Here is an 18,518-nt window from a genome sequence, read left to right as displayed (position 1 = left end):
GAAAGGGGGTGAAAGCCTATCGTTAGTGCAGAAGAATGTAGGCAGTTCAATCTCCTACACGAGGTAGTGGCGGCTTGACAGAGCCCTGATCTGTTAATCTATGAAAAAGAAGGAATAAATGACAATTGAAAAAACCAATTATCGAATTCAAAAACGTCTCTAAAGTTTTTGAAGACAGCAACACCAAGGTTCTCAAAGACATCAACTTTGAGTTGGAAGAGGGGAAATTTTATACTCTTCTAGGCGCATCTGGTTCAGGGAAATCAACCATCCTAAACATCATTGCAGGGTTATTGGATGCGACGACAGGAGATATTTTGCTGGATGGTGTCCGTATCAATGACATCCCAACCAACAAGCGAGACGTCCATACTGTCTTCCAATCCTATGCCTTGTTTCCACATATGAATGTGTTTGAAAATGTTGCCTTTCCACTTCGCTTGCGCAAGATTGACAAGAAAGAAATCGAGAAACGCGTAGCGGAAGTTCTCAAGATGGTTCAGTTGGAAGGTTATGAAAAACGTTCCATTCGTAAACTTTCTGGAGGACAACGTCAGCGTGTGGCTATTGCCCGTGCCATCATCAACCAACCCCGTGTGGTCTTGTTGGACGAGCCTTTGTCAGCGTTGGACTTGAAATTAAGAACAGACATGCAGTATGAACTGCGTGAACTGCAACAACGATTGGGCATTACCTTTGTCTTTGTTACTCACGATCAGGAAGAAGCGCTGGCCATGAGTGACTGGATTTTCGTCATGAATGATGGCGAGATTGTCCAGTCTGGAACTCCTGTGGATATCTACGATGAGCCAATCAACCATTTTGTTGCCACCTTTATCGGTGAGTCAAATATCTTGCCAGGAACCATGATTGAGGACTACTTGGTTGAGTTTAACGGCAAACGCTTTGAAGCGGTCGATGGTGGGATGAAGCCAAATGAGCCTGTCGAGGTTGTCATTCGTCCAGAGGACTTGCGTATTACCCTTCCTGAAGAAGGCAAGCTCCAAGTTAAGGTCGATACCCAGCTCTTCCGTGGGGTGCACTATGAAATTATCGCCTATGACGAACTTGGAAATGAATGGATGATCCACTCAACCCGTAAGGCCATCGAGGGTGAGGAAATCGGTCTGAACTTTGAACCAGAAGACATCCACATCATGCGTCTCAACGAAACCGAAGAAGAGTTCGATGCTCGTATCGAAGAATACGTGGAAATTGAAGAGCAAGAAGCAGGTCTGATCAATGCAATCGAGGAGGAAAGAGATGAAGAAAACAAGCTCTAAACTCTTTGTAGTGCCCTACATGCTCTGGATTGCACTCTTTGTCTTGGCACCCTTGGTCTTGATTTTCGGACAATCCTTTTTCAACATTGAAGGCCAGGTTAGTTTAGAAAACTATAGATCTTACTTTGCGTCACAAAACTTGACCTACCTCAAAATGAGCTTTAACTCCGTGCTTTATGCAGGAATTGTGACCTTTGTAACCTTGCTTATCAGTTATCCAACAGCCCTATTTTTGACCCGTCTCAAGCACCGTCAACTCTGGCTCATGCTGATTATCTTGCCTACTTGGATCAATTTGCTCCTTAAAGCTTATGCCTTTATCGGGATTTTTGGTCAAAATGGCTCTATTAACCAATTCTTGGAATTTATCGGAATCGGTTCACAACAGTTGCTCTTTACCGATTTCTCCTTTATCTTTGTCGCAAGCTACATCGAGCTTCCATTTATGATTTTGCCAATCTTCAATGTTTTGGATGATATGGACAATAATCTGATCAATGCCAGCTATGACCTAGGTGCGACCAAGTGGGAGACCTTCCGCCATGTCATCTTCCCTCTATCGATGAACGGAGTGAGAAGTGGGGTCCAATCTGTCTTTATCCCCAGCTTGAGTCTCTTCATGCTGACCCGTTTGATTGGTGGGAACCGCGTTATCACCTTGGGGACAGCCATTGAGCAGAATTTCCTAACCAATGACAACTACGGTATGGGTTCTACCATCGGTGTGATTCTCATCTTGACCATGTTCATCACCATGTGGGTGACCAAGGAAAGGAGAGAACGATGAAAAAATTTGCCAACCTTTATCTGGGACTGGTCTTTCTTGTCCTCTACCTGCCGATTTTTTACCTGATTGGGTATGCCTTTAACGCAGGCAATGACATGAATAGCTTTACAGGCTTTAGCTTGAGCCATTTTAAAACCATGTTTGGTGATGGTCGTCTTATGTTAATTGTGACCCAGACCTTTTTCTTGGCCTTTCTGTCAGCCTTGATAGCGACCATTATCGGGACTTTTGGAGCTATTTACATTTACCAGTCTCGTAAGAAATACCAAGAAGCCTTTCTATCACTCAATAATATCCTCATGGTTGCGCCTGATGTTATGATTGGTGCCAGCTTCTTGATTCTCTTTACCCAACTCAAGTTTTCACTTGGCTTTTTGACCGTTCTATCTAGTCACGTAGCCTTCTCCATTCCTATCGTGGTCTTGATGGTCTTGCCTCGTCTCAAGGAAATGAACGGTGACATGATTCATGCGGCCTATGACCTTGGTGCCAGTCAATTTCAGATGTTCAAGGAAATTATGCTTCCTTATCTGACTCCGTCTATCATTGCAGGTTATTTCATGGCCTTTACCTATTCGCTGGATGACTTTGCCGTGACCTTCTTCGTAACGGGAAATGGCTTTTCAACCCTGTCAGTCGAGATTTATTCTCGTGCTCGCAAGGGGATTTCCCTAGAAATCAATGCCCTTTCTGCCCTTGTCTTTCTCTTTAGTATTATCCTAGTGGTTGGATATTACTTTATCTCACGCGAGAAGGAGGAGCAAGCATGAAAAAACTCTATTCATTTTTAGCAGGAATCGTAGCCATTATCCTCGTCTTATGGGGAATTGCGACGCATCTAGACAGTAAAATCAATAGCCGAGATAGTCAAAAACTGGTTATCTACAACTGGGGAGACTATATCGATCCAGAACTCTTGGAGCAATTCACAGAAGAAACAGGAATCCAAGTCCAGTACGAGACTTTTGACTCCAATGAAGCCATGTATACCAAGATCAAGCAGGGTGGAACGACTTATGATATTGCCATTCCTAGTGAATACATGATCAACAAGATGAAGGACGAAGACCTCTTGGTACCGCTTGACTATTCAAAACTTGAAGGTCTTGAAAATATCGGACCAGAGTTCCTCAACCAGTCCTTTGACCCAGGCAATAAATTCTCCATCCCTTACTTCTGGGGGACTTTGGGAATTGTCTACAATGAAACCATGGTAGAGGAAGCGCCTGAGCATTGGGATGACCTCTGGAAGCCAGAGTATAAGAACTCTATCATGCTCTTTGATGGGGCGCGTGAAGTGCTGGGTCTAGGGCTCAATTCCCTCGGCTACAGCCTCAACTCCAAGGATCCCCAGCAGTTGGAAGAGACAGTGGATAAGCTCTACAAACTGACTCCCAATATCAAGGCTATCGTTGCCGACGAGATGAAGGGCTACATGATTCAGAACAACGCTGCTATCGGTGTGACCTTCTCTGGGGAAGCTAGCCAAATGCTAGAAAAAAACGAAAATCTACGCTATGTGGTACCGACTGAGGCTAGCAACCTTTGGTTTGACAATATGGTCATTCCCAAAACAGTCAAAAACCAAGACGCAGCCTATGCCTTTATCAACTTTATGTTGAAACCCGAAAATGCCCTCAAAAATGCAGAGTATGTCGGCTATTCAACACCAAACCTACCAGCTAAGGAACTGCTCCCAGAGGAAACAAAGGAAGATAAGGCCTTCTATCCCGATGTTGAAACCATGAAACACCTAGAAATTTATGAGAAATTTGACCATAAATGGACAGGGAAATATAGCGACCTCTTCCTACAATTTAAAATGTATCGGAAGTAGGAGTTAGCAGTCACGAAATGAATCAGTTAAGCTGGTTCGTTTTTTAGAAAAAATAGAAATTATGGTATAATAGTTTTAGGCAGAGAGTTATTAGTATTGTTTATAGCATCTCTGAAAATTTAATTCCAAAGGAGTTCAAAATGAGCCAGACTACGCAAATGCATATATATATAACCTAATAAAAAATGCAAAAATATATATTGAAACCTACTGAAAATTCAGTAGGCTTTTTGCGTTTCTTGGAGGTATCTAATGGCTAAAAAGTTATTAAATATCACTGAGATTGAGGATAGAACTAAGGTTTTAGTAGAAAATCTTAATAAATCGACATTTATTATTGATTTTGTTTCATTGTTTGACATTACTAAAACGACTATAACAAGAGCAAGTAAAGTGGCAACTGATGATTTTATAATAAAAAACAGATTGTATTTTCGTAAAGTTGAAAATCAGCCATTACTTGCTCTGACTGAGATTGATAAAGAGTTGGAGGGTCAGGTTCGTAAATCTCGATTTATTATTACAACAGATTTTCAAGAATTATATGCAAAGGATACACAGACAGGGCTGACTCTTGCAATTTCTTTTAATGATTTACCAGCCCATTGTGACTTCTTCTTACCTTGGAATGGTATTGAAAAGATTGATTATGATAAGGAAAATCCAGCTGATGTAAAAGCGGCAGAGCGTTTCACCAAACTTTATGACGAACTAATTTCTATCAATCCTGAACTAGCCATCACTGAAACTGATGGTAAATCATTTAATCTATTTTTGATCCGTGTTCTTTTTCTACTATTTGCAGAAGATACAAATATCATCTCCAAGGGAGCTTTCACAAATGTTATTAAGATGAGGACATCCGAAGATGGTTCTGACTTAAATGAGTGTGTTAGAAAGTTATTTACTGTTTTAGATATGCCTGAATGTAGTCGTCAGGATTTGGAGTCGTGGTTATCAGATTTTCCCTATGTAAATGGTAAGCTTTTTTCAGAGCCACATCATGACCTTATTTTCAATAAAAGAACTCGTCAATTACTCATTGAAGCAGGGGAATTGCTAAACTGGAATGAAATCAATCCAGATATTTTGGGCTCAATGATTCAAACCGTGGCAAATGCAGAAGCGAGATCAACATCGGGTATGCACTATACTAGCGTGCCCAATATTATGAAGGTCATCAAACCACTATTTTTAGATAATTTACGAGCAGCATTTACGGAATTAGAAGAACGAGCTGATTACTATATAGGAGGTGGTGACTTTAGCGAGGAACATCGTCGCAAGGAATTACGACAAATCTTACCTAAGTTAGAAGATTTACTCACTCGTATGGCCTCTATCAAGTTTTTAGACCCTGCCTGTGGTTCTGGAAATTTCCTCATCATTACCTATAAAGAACTTCGTCGTTTAGAAATTAATATCTTAGTCAAACAGCGTGAAATTCGTGACTCCTTGAATGAAAAAGCTGTTTATCAAGGAGAATTGATTGCTGATGCATCTAAGATTTCTCTATCCCAGTTTTCAGGAATTGAATTGGATGATTTCGCTCATGAAGTAGCAAGGCTATCCTTGTATGTAGCAGAACACCAGATGAATGTGGAAATGGAAGAAGCTCTTGCTGATGTCCATCCAAGGCTACTCCCCTTAAGAGAAGCTGGAAATATCGTTTGTGGGAATGCTCTAAGAATTGAATGGGAAACTGTGTTGAATGTCAAGGCAGATGACGAAGTTTATATATTTGGAAATCCGCCGTATATAGGCTCTAAAAAAATGACCTTGGAACAAAAGAAGGAACTGGAAAATGTGATTTGTTCAGAAATTTCTTCTAAAAAATTAGATTATATTTCGGGATGGTTTTATAAGGCAACTCACCTTATTTATGGTAAAAATGCTCAATATGCTTTTGTAACAACAAATTCAATAAATCAAGGTGAACAAGTTTCAATTTTGTGGAGTGTTCTTCTACGATATGGTCAAATTTCCTTTGCGTATCAATCTTTTAAATGGAACAATAGCGCGGCCCATAATGCAGGGGTTACAGTTACGATTATTGGATTTTCAAATAAAAATGATAAGAAAAGAATTATATATAGTGATAAGGGAGAAAGTTATGGAAAGAATATAAATCCCTACCTAACTTTTGCAGATGATATTATTGTATCTAATCACAATGATGCAGAGAAGTTAAATAATTTTCCAAAAATAGTCTTTGGGAATATGCCAAGAAGTAAATATCTAATACTGACAAATGATGATAAAAATAAATTAGTTCAAAGATATCCTGAAACTGAAGTGTATTTTAAAAAGTATATTGGAGCAGATGAGTATATCAATGGAAATTTTAGATATACTATTTGGATTGATCAAGATGAATATACTAAATTAGATAAGATCCAGGAATTCCATCAATTATTTGAAAATGTAAGACAAGAACGCCTGAATTCTCAGGCTGCTGGAACAAGAGAAACTGCATCCACACCATGGAAATTTGTACAACGAGGTGAATGGGACGAAGCATATGAAAAAGGCGATATAGAAGGTTGTCAAGCCATTATTGTTCCACGTGTATCATCAGAATCTCGTACTTATGTACCTATGGGATTTATTGAAGATGACACAATTGTATCAGATTCTGCCATGGTTATTTACAATGCTCCTATCTGGCTTCTTGGTATCTTAGAATCCAAAATGCACATGGTTTGGCTTCGTTCAATTGGTGGTAAATTAAAGACAGATTATCGTTATTCAGCTGGGTTGGTCTATAATACATTCCCAATTCCAGAACTTTCGGAATCTCGGAAAAGTATGCTTGAGGATGCTGTTTTTGAAATGCTGGATGTTCGAGAAGAAGAAGGTGGAACCTTGGCTGAATTGTACGGTGGAGCCAATAAGCCGATGAACGAACGTCTTCGCCAAGCACATGAAAAAATTGATGGTATCGTAGAACGTGCCTACCAGCAAAAAACTTTTGAATCAGATGAAGAAAGGCTCAGTGTCTTATTGAATCTGTACAAAGAAATGACAGAAAAGGAAGCGAAATGACCTCAAATATATTTGAAATCAATTACAATGGTACAGGTGCTAGTCAATCAAATAATGCACTTGGAATGCGTGAAATGCAGGCGCGTGTATATGCTAAGAGAACTTCTCAACACTTATTGATTAAGGCTCCTCCTGCCTCTGGTAAGTCGAGAGCTCTGATGTTTATTGCTCTTGATAAACTACATGCTCAAGGCCTGAAAAAAGCTATTATAGCAGTCCCAGAAAGATCTATCGGAAAATCCTTTCGTTCAACAAAATTGACTGAATATGGTTTTTACTGGGACTGGGAAGTGCTTCCAAAAAATAATTTGACTGAACAAGGAACCAGCAAAAGTAAGGTAAAACAGTTTGTAGACTTTATGCATTCAGAGTCGCCTGACGATAGAGTTCTAATCTGTACGCATGCCACCTTGCGTTTTGCCTTTGAACAGCTGGCTGATAGTGATTTTAATGATGTTCTTTTAGCTATCGATGAATTTCATCATGTATCTCAAGATGATAATTCAGTTTTAGGGAATGCTTTGAGAAACATATTAGCCAATTCAACAGCTCATGTAGTGGCTATGACAGGATCTTACTTCCGTGGAGATTCTGTCCCTATTTTGGCACCTGAAGATGAGCAAAAATTTGATAAGGTATCCTATACTTATTATGAACAGTTGGAGGGGTACAAATATCTGAAAAGTTTTGCTATGGGTTATAACTTTTATCGTGGTCGTTACACGGATGCTTTGCACGAAGTACTGGACACAAGCAAGAAAACTATTATTCATATTCCCAATGTAAACTCAGGTGAATCAACCAAGGATAAGTATGATGAAGTTGACCGAATTTTAGACGAACTGGGGCAAGCCGTTCCAGACCCTAAGACTGGATTATGGTTGGTTACTGAGGAAACAGGTCGTGTATTGAAGGTCGCTGACCTTGTCACAGAAGAAGGGCGTGAAAAAGTACAGGATTATCTAAACAAGATGACCAGTTTAGATGATCTCGATATCATTATCGCACTTGGTATGGCTAAAGAAGGTTTTGACTGGCCTTATGCTGAGTATGCTTTAACGATTGGCTATCGTCAGTCGCTGACAGAAATTGTTCAGATTATAGGTCGAGTAACACGGGATAGTTCCAATAAGTCACATGCTCAATTTACCAATCTCATTTCTCAACCAGATGCTCAAGATGATGAAGTTTTCTTTGCTGTGAATAATGTTATGAAGGTTATTACAGCTAGCCTATTGATGGAGTCTGTTTTAGCACCAAATTTTAAGTTCAAACGAAAAGATCGAGAAGACCAGAAATCTTCTGGTGCCGAAATGTTTGTGAAAGGCTTAAAAGAGCCTAGCACTCAAAGAACAAAGGATATCATAGAAAATGATTTGAATGACTTACGTGCTAGTATATTGCAAGAACCGCGTATCCAAACTGCAATTGCTGCGGGAACGGATGCAGAAGTCATTAATAAGCAAATGATTCCAGCCATCATTAAACAAATCTATCCTGACTTAAGTGGGGCTGAAGTTGAAGAAGTTCGTCAACAGTTTATTAGTCAATCGGTAGTTCAATCAGCTGAACGGAAAGAGGGAGTAGGGCAAACAGACTTTCTAAAAATGGCAGATAAATTTGTGAATATTGATGACTTATCCATTGATTTGATTGATCAGATTAATCCTTTCCAGAGAGCTTACGAAGTTATATCACGTGAAATTGATGCTCCGACTTTGCGTCTAATACAAGATTATATGGATGGTCAGAAGATGGAGTTTTCTGAAGAAGAACTGTTAATTCTTTATCCTCAAATTAAGCAGTTTTTAAATGAAAATGGTCGTCATCCAGATAAATCAAGTCATGATAAGTACGAACAGAGACTTGCTTATGCTTTGTTACAATTGTCTCAGATGAAGCTGAAGATGGAGAGTGGTAATGACTGATTTTAAAAACTTAAATGACATATTTAACGATTCTGATTTTGAACATTTAATAGCTCCTTTAAAACCTAAGAAAAAAATAGTTACAGATCATGAAGTAGAGAAATTTTTAGAAATTATAGATTGGGTGAGAGAAAATAATGGGCAAGAGCCACAAAAGTCTAGAAATATTAAAGAACGCAGTTTATTTTCTCGATTGAATGGTATTAGAAAATCTCCTGATAGCATCCGAAAGTTAGAACCTTATGATGAATTTGGGCTACTAAAAATAGATATCGTTGAGTCCGAGACCCCTATTTCAAGTCCTGCTAGTTTAACAGATATTTTATCAGATGAATTGTTTGAGTCGGTAAATAGTGCTGAAAAATCGTTATTTGATGTCTCACGTTATAAACGAACGATTCAAGCGCGTGATAAAATACGAACACGTAAACGGATGGGCAATTTTGAAGATTATCAAGGATTATTTACTCGTGTTCATGATGAAATTAGTGAAGGTCGCCGTCAAGTCAGAAATTCTGATGTAATAAAAGAAAAAGAAATTAAACCTGGTATGTTCTATGTTGATAATGGAGTAATGGTTTATGTTGCTTCTAAAGGAGAAGACTTCACTGACAAGAATGGCTATACAAACGCTGAACTTCATCTCGTATATGAAAATGGTACAGAAAATAAGAAGGCCTTACTCCGTTCTTTTGTCTCAAATTTACACGATAGAACCCGACATGGACGAATGGTAACAGAATTGATAGAAGATGTGATGACTGGCATTAGTCCGAGTGAACGCATTACAACTGGATATATCTATGTAGTGAAATCCTTGAGTAGCAATCCTCAAATTGCTAACATCCGTAATCTCTATAAAATCGGTTTTACACAGGATCAAATTGAAAAACGGTTAGCAAATGCAGAAAAAGAAGGAACCTATCTTTATGCTCCTGTCCGTTTAGTAGCTAGTTTTGAGGTTCAGAATTTCAGCGCTCTAAAATTAGAAACGACTCTTCATCATTATTTTGCAGACAAACAGTTAGACATAGAATTAATAGCACCAAATGGAGAGAGCTTTGTTCCTAAAGAATGGTTTTTAGTATCGCTAGATGAAATCCAAGAAGTGATTGAAAAAATTGGATTTGAAATTAGATTCAAATAAAGAAAGACACTATTTATAAGATTATTTAATATTTAGAGAACACAAAATATTTTAGACTGATTAAACTAAAAGGAATAATAGGAAAATGAAAGAACTGAAATTATTGAAATATGCTACAATTGTATTTATGGTTTTTATCTTCTTTTGGGTAAGCTTTGGGGGTTATATCTTAGGAACTCAAAGAAGTAATGAAATAGAAACAGAGCAACAAATAGGTAAAAAGGTAGAAACAGACAAAGAGACACAACGATATGAGATGTTAGACTATGAGGCTGAACTGGAAGACGCTGAGATTTTGGGTAAGTTCTGGAATAAAAAAGGTTACTATATTGTGGTGTATGATAAGACTACAAAAGCTCCAGAATTGTTCAAGGTAGAGTTTTCTGAGTGGAAACGTATGAGTTATAGGGGAAACCTATTAAACAGTGTTAGAAGGTAAAATAGAGCCTTCTGAGATGTATTAGAATAAAAGTGCTATTAGTTAAGATCATTTCCAGTTGACGCAAGCTTAAAAAAACGTTATAATAAGAAAGTTGAGAATTGATTTTCACTTGTCTTAGTCCAGAGAAATGGCGGTGCTGCGAGCCATCTAAGCTAGAAAGTCATGCTACTCAATTTAACAATTGCATAAGAATAAGAGAATGACAAGTTCATTGAATGAAGGTGGTACCGCGGTTTTTCGCCCTTCGTGATATGAGCTTGTCTTTTAGTTTTTGGAGGTGTTGATGAAAACATTTCTTGTCAAACAAAAGTTTCGTCTTGGAGGCGAACGCTTCGCTATCAAGGATGACAGGGGAGAAATCGCCTATCAGGTGGAGGGATCATTCTTTAAGATTCCTAAAACCTTTACCATCTATGATGTTAATGGTGAACAAGTCAGTCAGATCAGTAAAGAAATCTTGACCTTGCTTCCACGTTTCGAGATTCAGCTTAGGGACGGTTCAAATTTCGTTATTCGTAAGAAGTTGACCTTCTGGCGAAATAAGTATGAGTTTGATAATCTGGGTCTTCGTATTGAGGGCAATATCTGGGACTTGAATTTCAAATTGCTGGATGATCGTGATCAGATGATTGCAGAAATTAAGAAGGAACTCTTCCATCTGACCTCTACCTATACCGTAACGGTTCTTGAGGACACTTATGCAGACCTAGTCATTTCCCTCTGTGTCGCGATTGACTATGTGGAAATGCTGGAAAGCCAATCACATTAAACAAGTAAATAAGGAGACAATATGAAACAACTATCTAGTGCACAAGTACGCCAAATGTGGCTTGACTTCTGGGCGACCAAAGGTCACTCTGTAGAACCATCAGTTAGCTTGGTTCCTGTAAATGACCCAACACTTTTGTGGATCAACTCTGGGGTAGCAACCCTTAAGAAATACTTTGATGGGACCATCATTCCTGAAAATCCACGTATTACCAATGCCCAAAAGGCTATCCGTACCAACGACATTGAAAACGTAGGAAAGACTGCGCGTCACCATACCATGTTTGAAATGTTGGGTAACTTCTCAATCGGGGATTACTTCCGTGATGAAGCTATCACTTGGGCTTATGAGCTTTTGACAAGCCCTGAGTGGTTTGACTTCCCAGCTGAAAAACTTTACATGACCTACTATCCAGACGATAAGGATTCTTACAACCGCTGGATTGAAGTGGGAGTGGATCCAAGTCACTTGATTCCAATCGAAGATAACTTCTGGGAAATTGGTGCGGGACCCTCTGGACCAGATACAGAGATTTTCTTTGACCGTGGAGAGGCTTTTGACCCAGAAAATATCGGTCTTCGCCTGCTTGCAGAAGATATCGAAAATGACCGTTATATCGAAATCTGGAACATCGTATTGTCACAATTTAACGCAGACCCTGCTGTTCCTCGTAGCGAATACAAGGAATTGCCACACAAGAACATTGATACGGGCGCTGGTTTGGAGCGTTTGGTGGCGGTTATCCAAGGGGCTAAGACCAACTTTGAAACGGACCTATTCATGCCGATCATTCGTGAAGTGGAGAAATTGTCTGGTAAGGTCTATGACCAAGATGGCGATAACATGAGCTTTAAGGTTATCGCTGACCACATCCGTTCTTTGTCATTTGCCATCGGTGATGGTGCCCTTCCAGGAAATGAAGGTCGTGGTTATGTCCTTCGTCGTCTCCTTCGTCGTGCCTCTATGCATGGTCAAAAATTGGGCATCAACGAGCCTTTCCTTTATAAACTCGTTCCAACTGTTGGAAAAATCATGGAAAGCTACTACCCAGAAGTGCTTGAAAAACGTGACTTTATTGAAAAAATCGTTAAGAGCGAGGAAGAGTCATTTGCTCGTACCCTACACTCAGGTCAACACTTTGCCCAAAGCATTGTAGCTGACTTGAAAGAAAAAGGTCAATCGGTCATCGCTGGTTCAGATGTATTCAAACTCTATGATACTTATGGATTCCCAGTTGAATTGACTGAAGAAATTGCTGAAGAAGCTGGTATGACTGTGGACCGTGAAGGTTTTGAAGCAGCCATGAAAGAACAGCAAGAACGCGCGCGTGCGTCAGCTGTCAAGGGTGGCTCAATGGGTATGCAAAATGAAACTCTTCAAAACATCACTGTAGAAAGTGTCTTCAACTACAATGCTAGCCAATTGTCTTCTAAATTGGTAGCTATCGTGGCGGACAATGCAGAAGTAGAAGCTGTTTCAGAAGGAACTGCCTCTCTTATCTTTGCGGAAACGTCATTTTATGCTGAAATGGGTGGACAGGTAGCTGACCACGGACAAATCTTGGATGAGTCAGGTAAGGTTGTGGCTACTGTGACCAATGTTCAGAAAGCCCCAAATGGTCAAGCCCTTCATACAGTTGAAGTCCTTGCACCGCTTGCCTTGAACCAAGAATATACCTTGGCAATTGATAGCAATCGCCGTCACCGTGTCATGAAAAACCACACTGCGACTCACTTGCTTCACGCTGCCCTTCACAATATCCTTGGAAACCACGCGACACAAGCAGGATCTCTTAACGAAGTTGAATTCCTTCGCTTTGACTTTACCCACTTCCAAGCAGTGACTGCTGAAGAATTGCGCGCGATTGAACAGCAAGTCAACGAGAAAATCTGGGAAGCTCTTGAAGTGAAGACAGTTGAAACGGATATTGACACTGCCAAAGAAATGGGAGCTATGGCCCTCTTTGGTGAGAAATACGGTAAAGAAGTCCGTGTTGTTACTATCGGTGACTACTCTATCGAGCTTTGTGGTGGTACCCACGTTGGCAACACTTCTGAAATTGGCCTCTTCAAGATTGTCAAAGAAGAAGGGATTGGATCAGGAACTCGCCGTATCTTGGCAATGACTGGTAAGGAAGCCTTTGAAGCCTACCGTGAACAAGAAGATGCTCTTAAAGCAGTCGCAGCAACTCTTAAAGCACCTCAACTTAAAGAAGTACCTCACAAGGTAGAAGGACTTCAAGAACAACTTCGTCAATTGCAAAAAGAAAATGCTGAATTGAAAGAAAAGGCCGCAGCTGCAGCCGCAGGCGACATCTTCAAGGATGTTAAGGAAGTCAACGGTCACCGTTACATTGCTAGTCAAGTGTCTGTATCTGATGCTGGTGCCCTTCGTACTTTTGCAGATAACTGGAAACAAAAAGACTACTCTGATCTTCTTGTCCTAGTTGCCGCTATTGGTGATAAAGTCAATGTCCTTGTAGCAAGCAAGACAAAAGACCTTCATGCAGGAAACCTTGTCAAAGAATTAGCACCAATCGTTGATGGACGTGGTGGTGGTAAACCAGACATGGCCATGGCAGGAGGAAGCAACCAAGCTAAAATCCAAGAATTGTTGGATGCAGTAGCAGGTAAATTGTAATTGAGTAAAGATCTATCCATTTGGGTAGGTCTTTTTGTGAATGCAAAAAAGCCAAATCCGATTGGACCTGGCTTGGTTATTATGAACTATTAGATGGTATTGACTGCCCAGACACTTACGGATCTAGCTGAGACTGGGAATTGTCCATAACCTTCCTCATCGATTGTAACATGACTTTGGTGGTTTCCAAGTAAGTCTATGAAAGTTTGGTTAGCCCATTCTTGGCCGACAAACATTGACTTGCTGTTTTCTTGGTTATTTGAGATAAGGACTGCGATTGGGGATTGATGTTCAGCACCTGAACGTACCCAACCGATACAGTTTGCGTCATCAAAGTAGTCTGTTTGCTCTCCATAGGCCAAATCTTTTCGGATGGCTAGGAGACGGTCAAGGACTTCTTTGAAATCTTGTTGAGCATATTGCCCTGAAATCCCATAGTAGTCGCCGTAAAAGACACATGGAAGGCCATTTTGGCGTAACAGAATGAGGGCATAGGCTGCTGGTTTGAACCATTCTTCAACGGTAGACTCAAGAGCCTGACCTCGTTGTGTATCGTGGTTGTCGACAAAAGTCACAGCCTTGTCAGGTTTGAGTTCAACCAAGCTATCTGTGAAAATGCTACGAAGATCGTAGTTGGAACCTGCTCGACTAGCATCAAAGAGATTCTGGTGGAGACGAACATCGACAAGATCGAATCGTTCTTCCGTTTTTTCAAGATAGTCTAGGTTGGCTTCCTTGTCTGGGTTCCAAAATTCACCAAAAACGTAGAAATCGTCACCGTATTTTTCCTTTATATCACGGATAAAATTGCGCATAAAGAAAGAATCAATGTGCTTAACGGCATCCAAGCGGAAACCAGCTACACCAGTCGTCTCCATGAACCAGTCAGCCCAGTCATAGATATTTTGGATGACTTCAGGATGTTTAAAGTCTAGATCAGCATACATGAGGTAGTCGTAGTTACCGTTTTCGTTATCGACCAATTCCTCGTTAGCCCAGCCCTTGTTATCCCCTTGAATCAGATAAATCCCAGACTTTCGGCGTTTGGCATCATAGTCTGTACCGGTGAAGTGGTACCAGTGCCAGTGGAAGTCATTATAGGTATCTTGGCGACCATCGAAGGTAAAGCTAGTCCAGCCGTTGATGATGAAGGGTTCTCCGAGTTCGACTGTACGGTCAACAGGATCCACCTCAATAACCTGAAAGGCTTCCCTGTGATCGGCAGCGGCCTTGTGGTTGAGAACTACATCAGCCATAGGTTGAATTCCCTGTGCTTTTAGAGCTTGAATAGCTTGAAGATAGTCTTCTTTAAAACCATACTTGGTGCGGACAGTTCCTTTTTGGTTAAACTCTCCTAAGTCGAATAAGTCATAGACCCCATAGCCGACATCTTTTTCATTGGTAGCCTTGAAAGCTGGTGGCATCCAGACATGGCTGATACCGAGATCAGCTAGGTGTGGAGCATCTTCAGCCAGACGCGTCCAGTGCTGACCGTCGTGGGGCAGATACCATTCAAAGTATTGCATGAGTGTTTGATTTTGCATGATGTTTCCTCTTACTTGTCAATCTTGTTCTTTATTCTATCATAAAGTATCTCTTGGCGCAAACGTTTGCGTAAGAATAGAAGGAAACTATTGTATCTACTTAAAATAAAGTGTTGATTTTTTTTGTATCAAAGTGCTAGTATAATAGTATGTGATATAGATAAAGATAGGAGTCATCCCATGATTGAATTTCAAAATGTTAGTAAGTTGTATGGTGATAAAGAGGCTTTGAGCAATCTCAATTTGCAGATTGAAAATGGGGAGATTATGGGCTTGATTGGCCATAATGGTGCTGGGAAATCGACCACCATAAAATCCCTAGTCAGTATCATTTCGCCCAGCAGTGGTCGTATTTTGGTAGATGGTCAGGAGTTATCGGAAAATCGCTTGGCTATTAAACGAAAGATTGGCTACGTAGCAGACTCGCCTGACTTATTTTTACGTTTAACGGCCAATGAATTTTGGGAATTGATTGCTTCATCCTATGGTCTGACTAGCTCTGACTTGGAGGCTAATCTAGCTAGGCTATTGAACGTTTTTGATTTTGCTGAAAATCGCTATCAGGTTATTGAAACCCTTTCTCACGGAATGCGTCAGAAAGTCTTTGTCATCGGGGCACTTTTGTCTGATCCTGATATTTGGGTTTTGGACGAACCCTTGACTGGTTTGGATCCCCAGGCTGCCTTTGATTTGAAGCAAATGATGAAGGAACATGTACAAAAAGGCAAGACGGTCTTGTTTTCAACTCATGTCCTAGAGGTAGCTGAGCAAGTCTGTGATCGGATTGCCATTTTGAAAAAGGGACATTTGATTTATTGTGGTAGCGTAGAGGACTTGAGAAAAGACCATCCAGACCAGTCTTTAGAAAGTATCTATCTTAGCCTTGCTGGTAGAAAAGAGGAGGTTTCAGATGCGTCTCAAGGTCATTAAAAAATTAGTTGATATCAATATCCTCTATTCATCTCAAGAAGCTAATCTGGCTAACCTACGAAAGAAGCAAGCTAAAAATCCTGGAAAAAAAGTAAATGTTTCCGCTAGAGTCCTAAGTTCTTACATTTTTTCCAGTCTCTTGATGCTCATCATGTTTATAAATATAGCCATTCATTTTCCTTTTGAGGAAATACCAAGTTTTTTTAGTAGCATGGTTGCTATTTTACTGGTGCTTGCCTTTTCAACTTCTTTCACTGCATTTTACAATGTCTTTTATGAGAGTAAGGACTTGGCATCGTATAGGCCCTATGCCTTTAAAGAATCAGAGATTATAATTGCTAAAGGACTGTCTGTTCTCTTGCCAGCTCTAACTGGAATTGTACCAATCCTAGCTTATTTTCTAGTCCTCTATATTAGGCTAGCTCCTTCTCTATGGCTGGGTTTGCCTTTGATGCTACTGTCCTTGACCCTATTATTTGTCTCTGTTACTTTAGTGATGGTAGTGGCAGTACATTTCTTGGCTCAGACTAGGGTCTTCAGAAAGTATCAGTCTATTTTTTCGAATGTGATGATTGGGATAGGAGTTCTCATACCTTTAATATATGTCTTCTTTCTACAGTCGACTTCTGGACGTATTGTTGACAAAGTTAGAGACATTCCATTTCTCCTTTATCCTATTCATCTCTTTTACAAAATAGCAGTGGAGCCTTTTTCGACAGAAGCCATCCTGGGTCTGCTCGCTTGGATAGGACTAACTGTCTTCGTGCTTTACTTGAGCAAAAAGAAGGTTTTTCCTCGTTTTTATGACGTGATTCTGCTTAACAGTGAGGAGAAGGTCAAGAAAGAACGTCGCAGTAAGGAGAGAATTTCAACTACTAAAAAGGGATTTTTCCGTATGGTTTTACGCTACCACCTCACCCTCTTGGGACAGGGGACTGGCGTGATTACAGTGCTTTTTACAAGTGCTTTCCTTCCTTATCTCATGATGATCGGTCTGATTTCCAAAATCCGAGATTCTCAGATAGTTCCAGACATTCATCCTCCATACTGGTTACCCTTGTTTTTTGTAGGAGTGTTTATAGCAGTTGTCAATAACAATATCACCAGCCTACATTCAATTGCCTTGTCCTTGGAGAGAGAAAATGTTGATTTTCTTAAGAGTTTACCCTTTGATTTTGCTTGTTATGTGAAAGTGAAATTTTGGATTATATTTGCTGTCCAGTCCTTTTTACCAGTTCTGACTTTATTTGGACTTTCTCTATATCTAGGCTTGCCCATCCTTTCGATGATTTACCTCCTTGTGGCATGGATCCTTGCCAGTGTCATCCTTTCTTGCCACAATTACTTTAAGGACGTGAAAAATCTGTCAACCAATTGGAGTAGCATTACGGACCTGGTAAACCGTTCAAATCGTATAGTAGCAATAGTTTTGATTTTTATTTATAGTGCAATCTTAATGGCCCTTGTAATAGGGAGCTTATTCTTGGTTCGGTCTCTCGTCCCTGTCCTTGCCATCAGCTTGGGAGTAGGAGTTCTTATCCTCTTGCTTGCTCTTGCTATTTTTGGCTATCATTACTACCTGTCACGCATATTGGCAGAAATAGAAAAAAGATGAGCTAGTTGGTCGCTTGCTTGATAAATTCAATTCGACAAACGCTTTTATAGTTTGTTAGAATGTAGTTGTAAATGATTAAGATTGGTAATCAAAAATATATAGGGAGGAATGTTTTGAATAAGAAATATAACATAGTTCTATTTTTGTTGTTTATAGTTTATTTATTGGGATATTTTTCAATTTCAAAAACTTTCATTCCTATAATGTGTGTGATCCAAGTATTTTTGATAGAACATATATTTAAAGTTCGAAATAGAATGATGCAAATAGGTGAAATTTTAATTATTGTTGCTTCTATGATATTATTTATTGATAGTATATTGAGTTTGTAACAAAAGTCTTCTCTATAGAATCAAATTTTCCAGATACCTGCTGAGGCTGATTTATCTTCTCTCTATGCCTTCTCATCTTTATTCTACTATCTACGTCACTAAACTTGACAGACACATATTGCAGGTACAGCCTCTCCAGCTACAATCTCAAAGTTAATACTCTTCGAAAATCTCTTCAAACCACGTCAGCTTTGCCTTGCCGTAGATATGGTTACTGAC

General features: G+C 39.8%; 14 protein-coding genes. 13 read left to right on the top strand and 1 reads right to left on the bottom strand.

The window, feature by feature from the left end:
- Positions 1–125: 125 nt before the first annotated feature.
- The 10 genes from HT688_RS01795 (at position 126) to alaS (ending at position 13,878) form a co-directional block, all read left to right on the top strand.
- Positions 126–1,283 (top strand): ABC transporter ATP-binding protein, encoded by a 1,158-nt coding sequence (locus HT688_RS01795; protein ID WP_023939047.1) that lies wholly within the window; start codon positions 126–128, stop codon positions 1,281–1,283.
- A complete protein-coding gene (locus tag HT688_RS01790) occupies positions 1,264–2,070 on the top strand; it encodes an ABC transporter permease (protein ID WP_031222549.1) in 807 nt (268 codons plus the stop codon). Before HT688_RS01795 ends, HT688_RS01790 begins: the two co-directional genes overlap by 20 nt.
- Positions 2,067–2,840, top strand: a complete 774-nt coding sequence (locus HT688_RS01785; RefSeq protein ID WP_000712740.1) for an ABC transporter permease — start codon at positions 2,067–2,069, stop codon at positions 2,838–2,840. The genes HT688_RS01790 and HT688_RS01785 overlap by 4 nt, the downstream gene beginning before the upstream one ends.
- Complete coding sequence (locus HT688_RS01780) at positions 2,837–3,907, top strand: ABC transporter substrate-binding protein (RefSeq protein WP_023939049.1); 1,071 nt, start codon at positions 2,837–2,839, stop codon at positions 3,905–3,907. The genes HT688_RS01785 and HT688_RS01780 overlap by 4 nt, the downstream gene beginning before the upstream one ends.
- A 252-nt stretch (positions 3,908–4,159) precedes the next feature.
- Positions 4,160–6,952 (top strand): class I SAM-dependent DNA methyltransferase, encoded by a 2,793-nt coding sequence (locus tag HT688_RS01775; protein WP_023936086.1) that lies wholly within the window; start codon positions 4,160–4,162, stop codon positions 6,950–6,952.
- Positions 6,949–8,880, top strand: a complete 1,932-nt coding sequence (locus tag HT688_RS01770) for a DEAD/DEAH box helicase (RefSeq protein WP_000203246.1) — start codon at positions 6,949–6,951, stop codon at positions 8,878–8,880. Before HT688_RS01775 ends, HT688_RS01770 begins: the two co-directional genes overlap by 4 nt.
- Positions 8,873–10,027 carry a GIY-YIG nuclease family protein gene (locus tag HT688_RS01765; protein ID WP_000129156.1) on the top strand — a complete coding sequence of 385 codons (1,155 nt, stop codon included), beginning with the start codon at positions 8,873–8,875 and terminating at the stop codon, positions 10,025–10,027. Before HT688_RS01770 ends, HT688_RS01765 begins: the two co-directional genes overlap by 8 nt.
- Positions 10,028–10,112: 85 nt before the next feature.
- The gene (locus HT688_RS01760) at positions 10,113–10,466 is read left to right on the top strand and encodes a hypothetical protein (protein WP_240148152.1); all 354 of its coding nucleotides are present in this window, start codon (positions 10,113–10,115) and stop codon (positions 10,464–10,466) included.
- Between the two features lie 286 nt (positions 10,467–10,752).
- On the top strand, positions 10,753–11,238 hold the full coding sequence (locus HT688_RS01755; protein ID WP_000847069.1) for an LURP-one-related/scramblase family protein: 486 nt from the start codon (positions 10,753–10,755) through the stop codon (positions 11,236–11,238).
- Positions 11,239–11,259: 21 nt separating this feature from the next.
- Complete coding sequence (gene alaS, locus HT688_RS01750; RefSeq protein WP_172923494.1) at positions 11,260–13,878, top strand: alanine--tRNA ligase; 2,619 nt, start codon at positions 11,260–11,262, stop codon at positions 13,876–13,878.
- Between the two features lie 89 nt (positions 13,879–13,967).
- On the opposite strand, the gene HT688_RS01745 is transcribed toward alaS, so the two are convergent.
- Entirely contained in the window at positions 13,968–15,422 is a 1,455-nt protein-coding gene (locus tag HT688_RS01745) for an alpha-amylase (protein ID WP_001181039.1), read from the bottom strand.
- Between the two features lie 180 nt (positions 15,423–15,602).
- Between HT688_RS01745 and HT688_RS01740 the strand changes: the two genes are divergently transcribed.
- From HT688_RS01740 to HT688_RS12120, 3 genes are all read left to right on the top strand, one after another.
- Positions 15,603–16,352: an ABC transporter ATP-binding protein gene (locus HT688_RS01740; RefSeq protein ID WP_000569210.1), complete on the top strand. Its 750-nt coding sequence runs from the start codon at positions 15,603–15,605 to the stop codon at positions 16,350–16,352.
- Complete coding sequence (locus HT688_RS01735; RefSeq protein ID WP_001237593.1) at positions 16,333–17,967, top strand: hypothetical protein; 1,635 nt, start codon at positions 16,333–16,335, stop codon at positions 17,965–17,967. The genes HT688_RS01740 and HT688_RS01735 overlap by 20 nt, the downstream gene beginning before the upstream one ends.
- A gap of 71 nt (positions 17,968–18,038) precedes the next feature.
- On the top strand, positions 18,039–18,299 hold the full coding sequence (locus HT688_RS12120; RefSeq protein ID WP_000590367.1) for a hypothetical protein: 261 nt from the start codon (positions 18,039–18,041) through the stop codon (positions 18,297–18,299).
- The last annotated feature ends 219 nt before the right edge of the window (positions 18,300–18,518 follow it).

It is taken from the genome of Streptococcus sp. 1559 (assembly GCF_013276735.1).
GTDB classification, from domain to species: Bacteria; Bacillota; Bacilli; order Lactobacillales; family Streptococcaceae; genus Streptococcus; species Streptococcus pseudopneumoniae.
Note: the sequence above shows the minus strand (reverse complement) of the source record. Positions and strands in the feature narration are given on the sequence as shown.

What these genes read in the sequence shown, in the direction of transcription:
- HT688_RS01765 (WP_000129156.1), top strand. Translation starts at nt 8,873, where the DNA reads ATGACTGATTTTAAAAACTTAAATGACATATTTAACGATTCTGATTTT.
- HT688_RS12120 (WP_000590367.1), top strand. Translation starts at nt 18,039, where the DNA reads ATGATTAAGATTGGTAATCAAAAATATATAGGGAGGAATGTTTTGAAT.
- HT688_RS01745 (WP_001181039.1), bottom strand. Translation starts at nt 15,422, where the DNA reads ATGCAAAATCAAACACTCATGCAATACTTTGAATGGTATCTGCCCCAC.
- HT688_RS01775 (WP_023936086.1), top strand. Translation starts at nt 4,160, where the DNA reads ATGGCTAAAAAGTTATTAAATATCACTGAGATTGAGGATAGAACTAAG.
- HT688_RS01735 (WP_001237593.1), top strand. Translation starts at nt 16,333, where the DNA reads ATGCGTCTCAAGGTCATTAAAAAATTAGTTGATATCAATATCCTCTAT.
- HT688_RS01780 (WP_023939049.1), top strand. Translation starts at nt 2,837, where the DNA reads ATGAAAAAACTCTATTCATTTTTAGCAGGAATCGTAGCCATTATCCTC.
- HT688_RS01755 (WP_000847069.1), top strand. Translation starts at nt 10,753, where the DNA reads ATGAAAACATTTCTTGTCAAACAAAAGTTTCGTCTTGGAGGCGAACGC.
- HT688_RS01785 (WP_000712740.1), top strand. Translation starts at nt 2,067, where the DNA reads ATGAAAAAATTTGCCAACCTTTATCTGGGACTGGTCTTTCTTGTCCTC.
- HT688_RS01740 (WP_000569210.1), top strand. Translation starts at nt 15,603, where the DNA reads ATGATTGAATTTCAAAATGTTAGTAAGTTGTATGGTGATAAAGAGGCT.
- HT688_RS01770 (WP_000203246.1), top strand. Translation starts at nt 6,949, where the DNA reads ATGACCTCAAATATATTTGAAATCAATTACAATGGTACAGGTGCTAGT.
- HT688_RS01790 (WP_031222549.1), top strand. Translation starts at nt 1,264, where the DNA reads ATGAAGAAAACAAGCTCTAAACTCTTTGTAGTGCCCTACATGCTCTGG.
- alaS (WP_172923494.1), top strand. Translation starts at nt 11,260, where the DNA reads ATGAAACAACTATCTAGTGCACAAGTACGCCAAATGTGGCTTGACTTC.
- HT688_RS01760 (WP_240148152.1), top strand. Translation starts at nt 10,113, where the DNA reads ATGAAAGAACTGAAATTATTGAAATATGCTACAATTGTATTTATGGTT.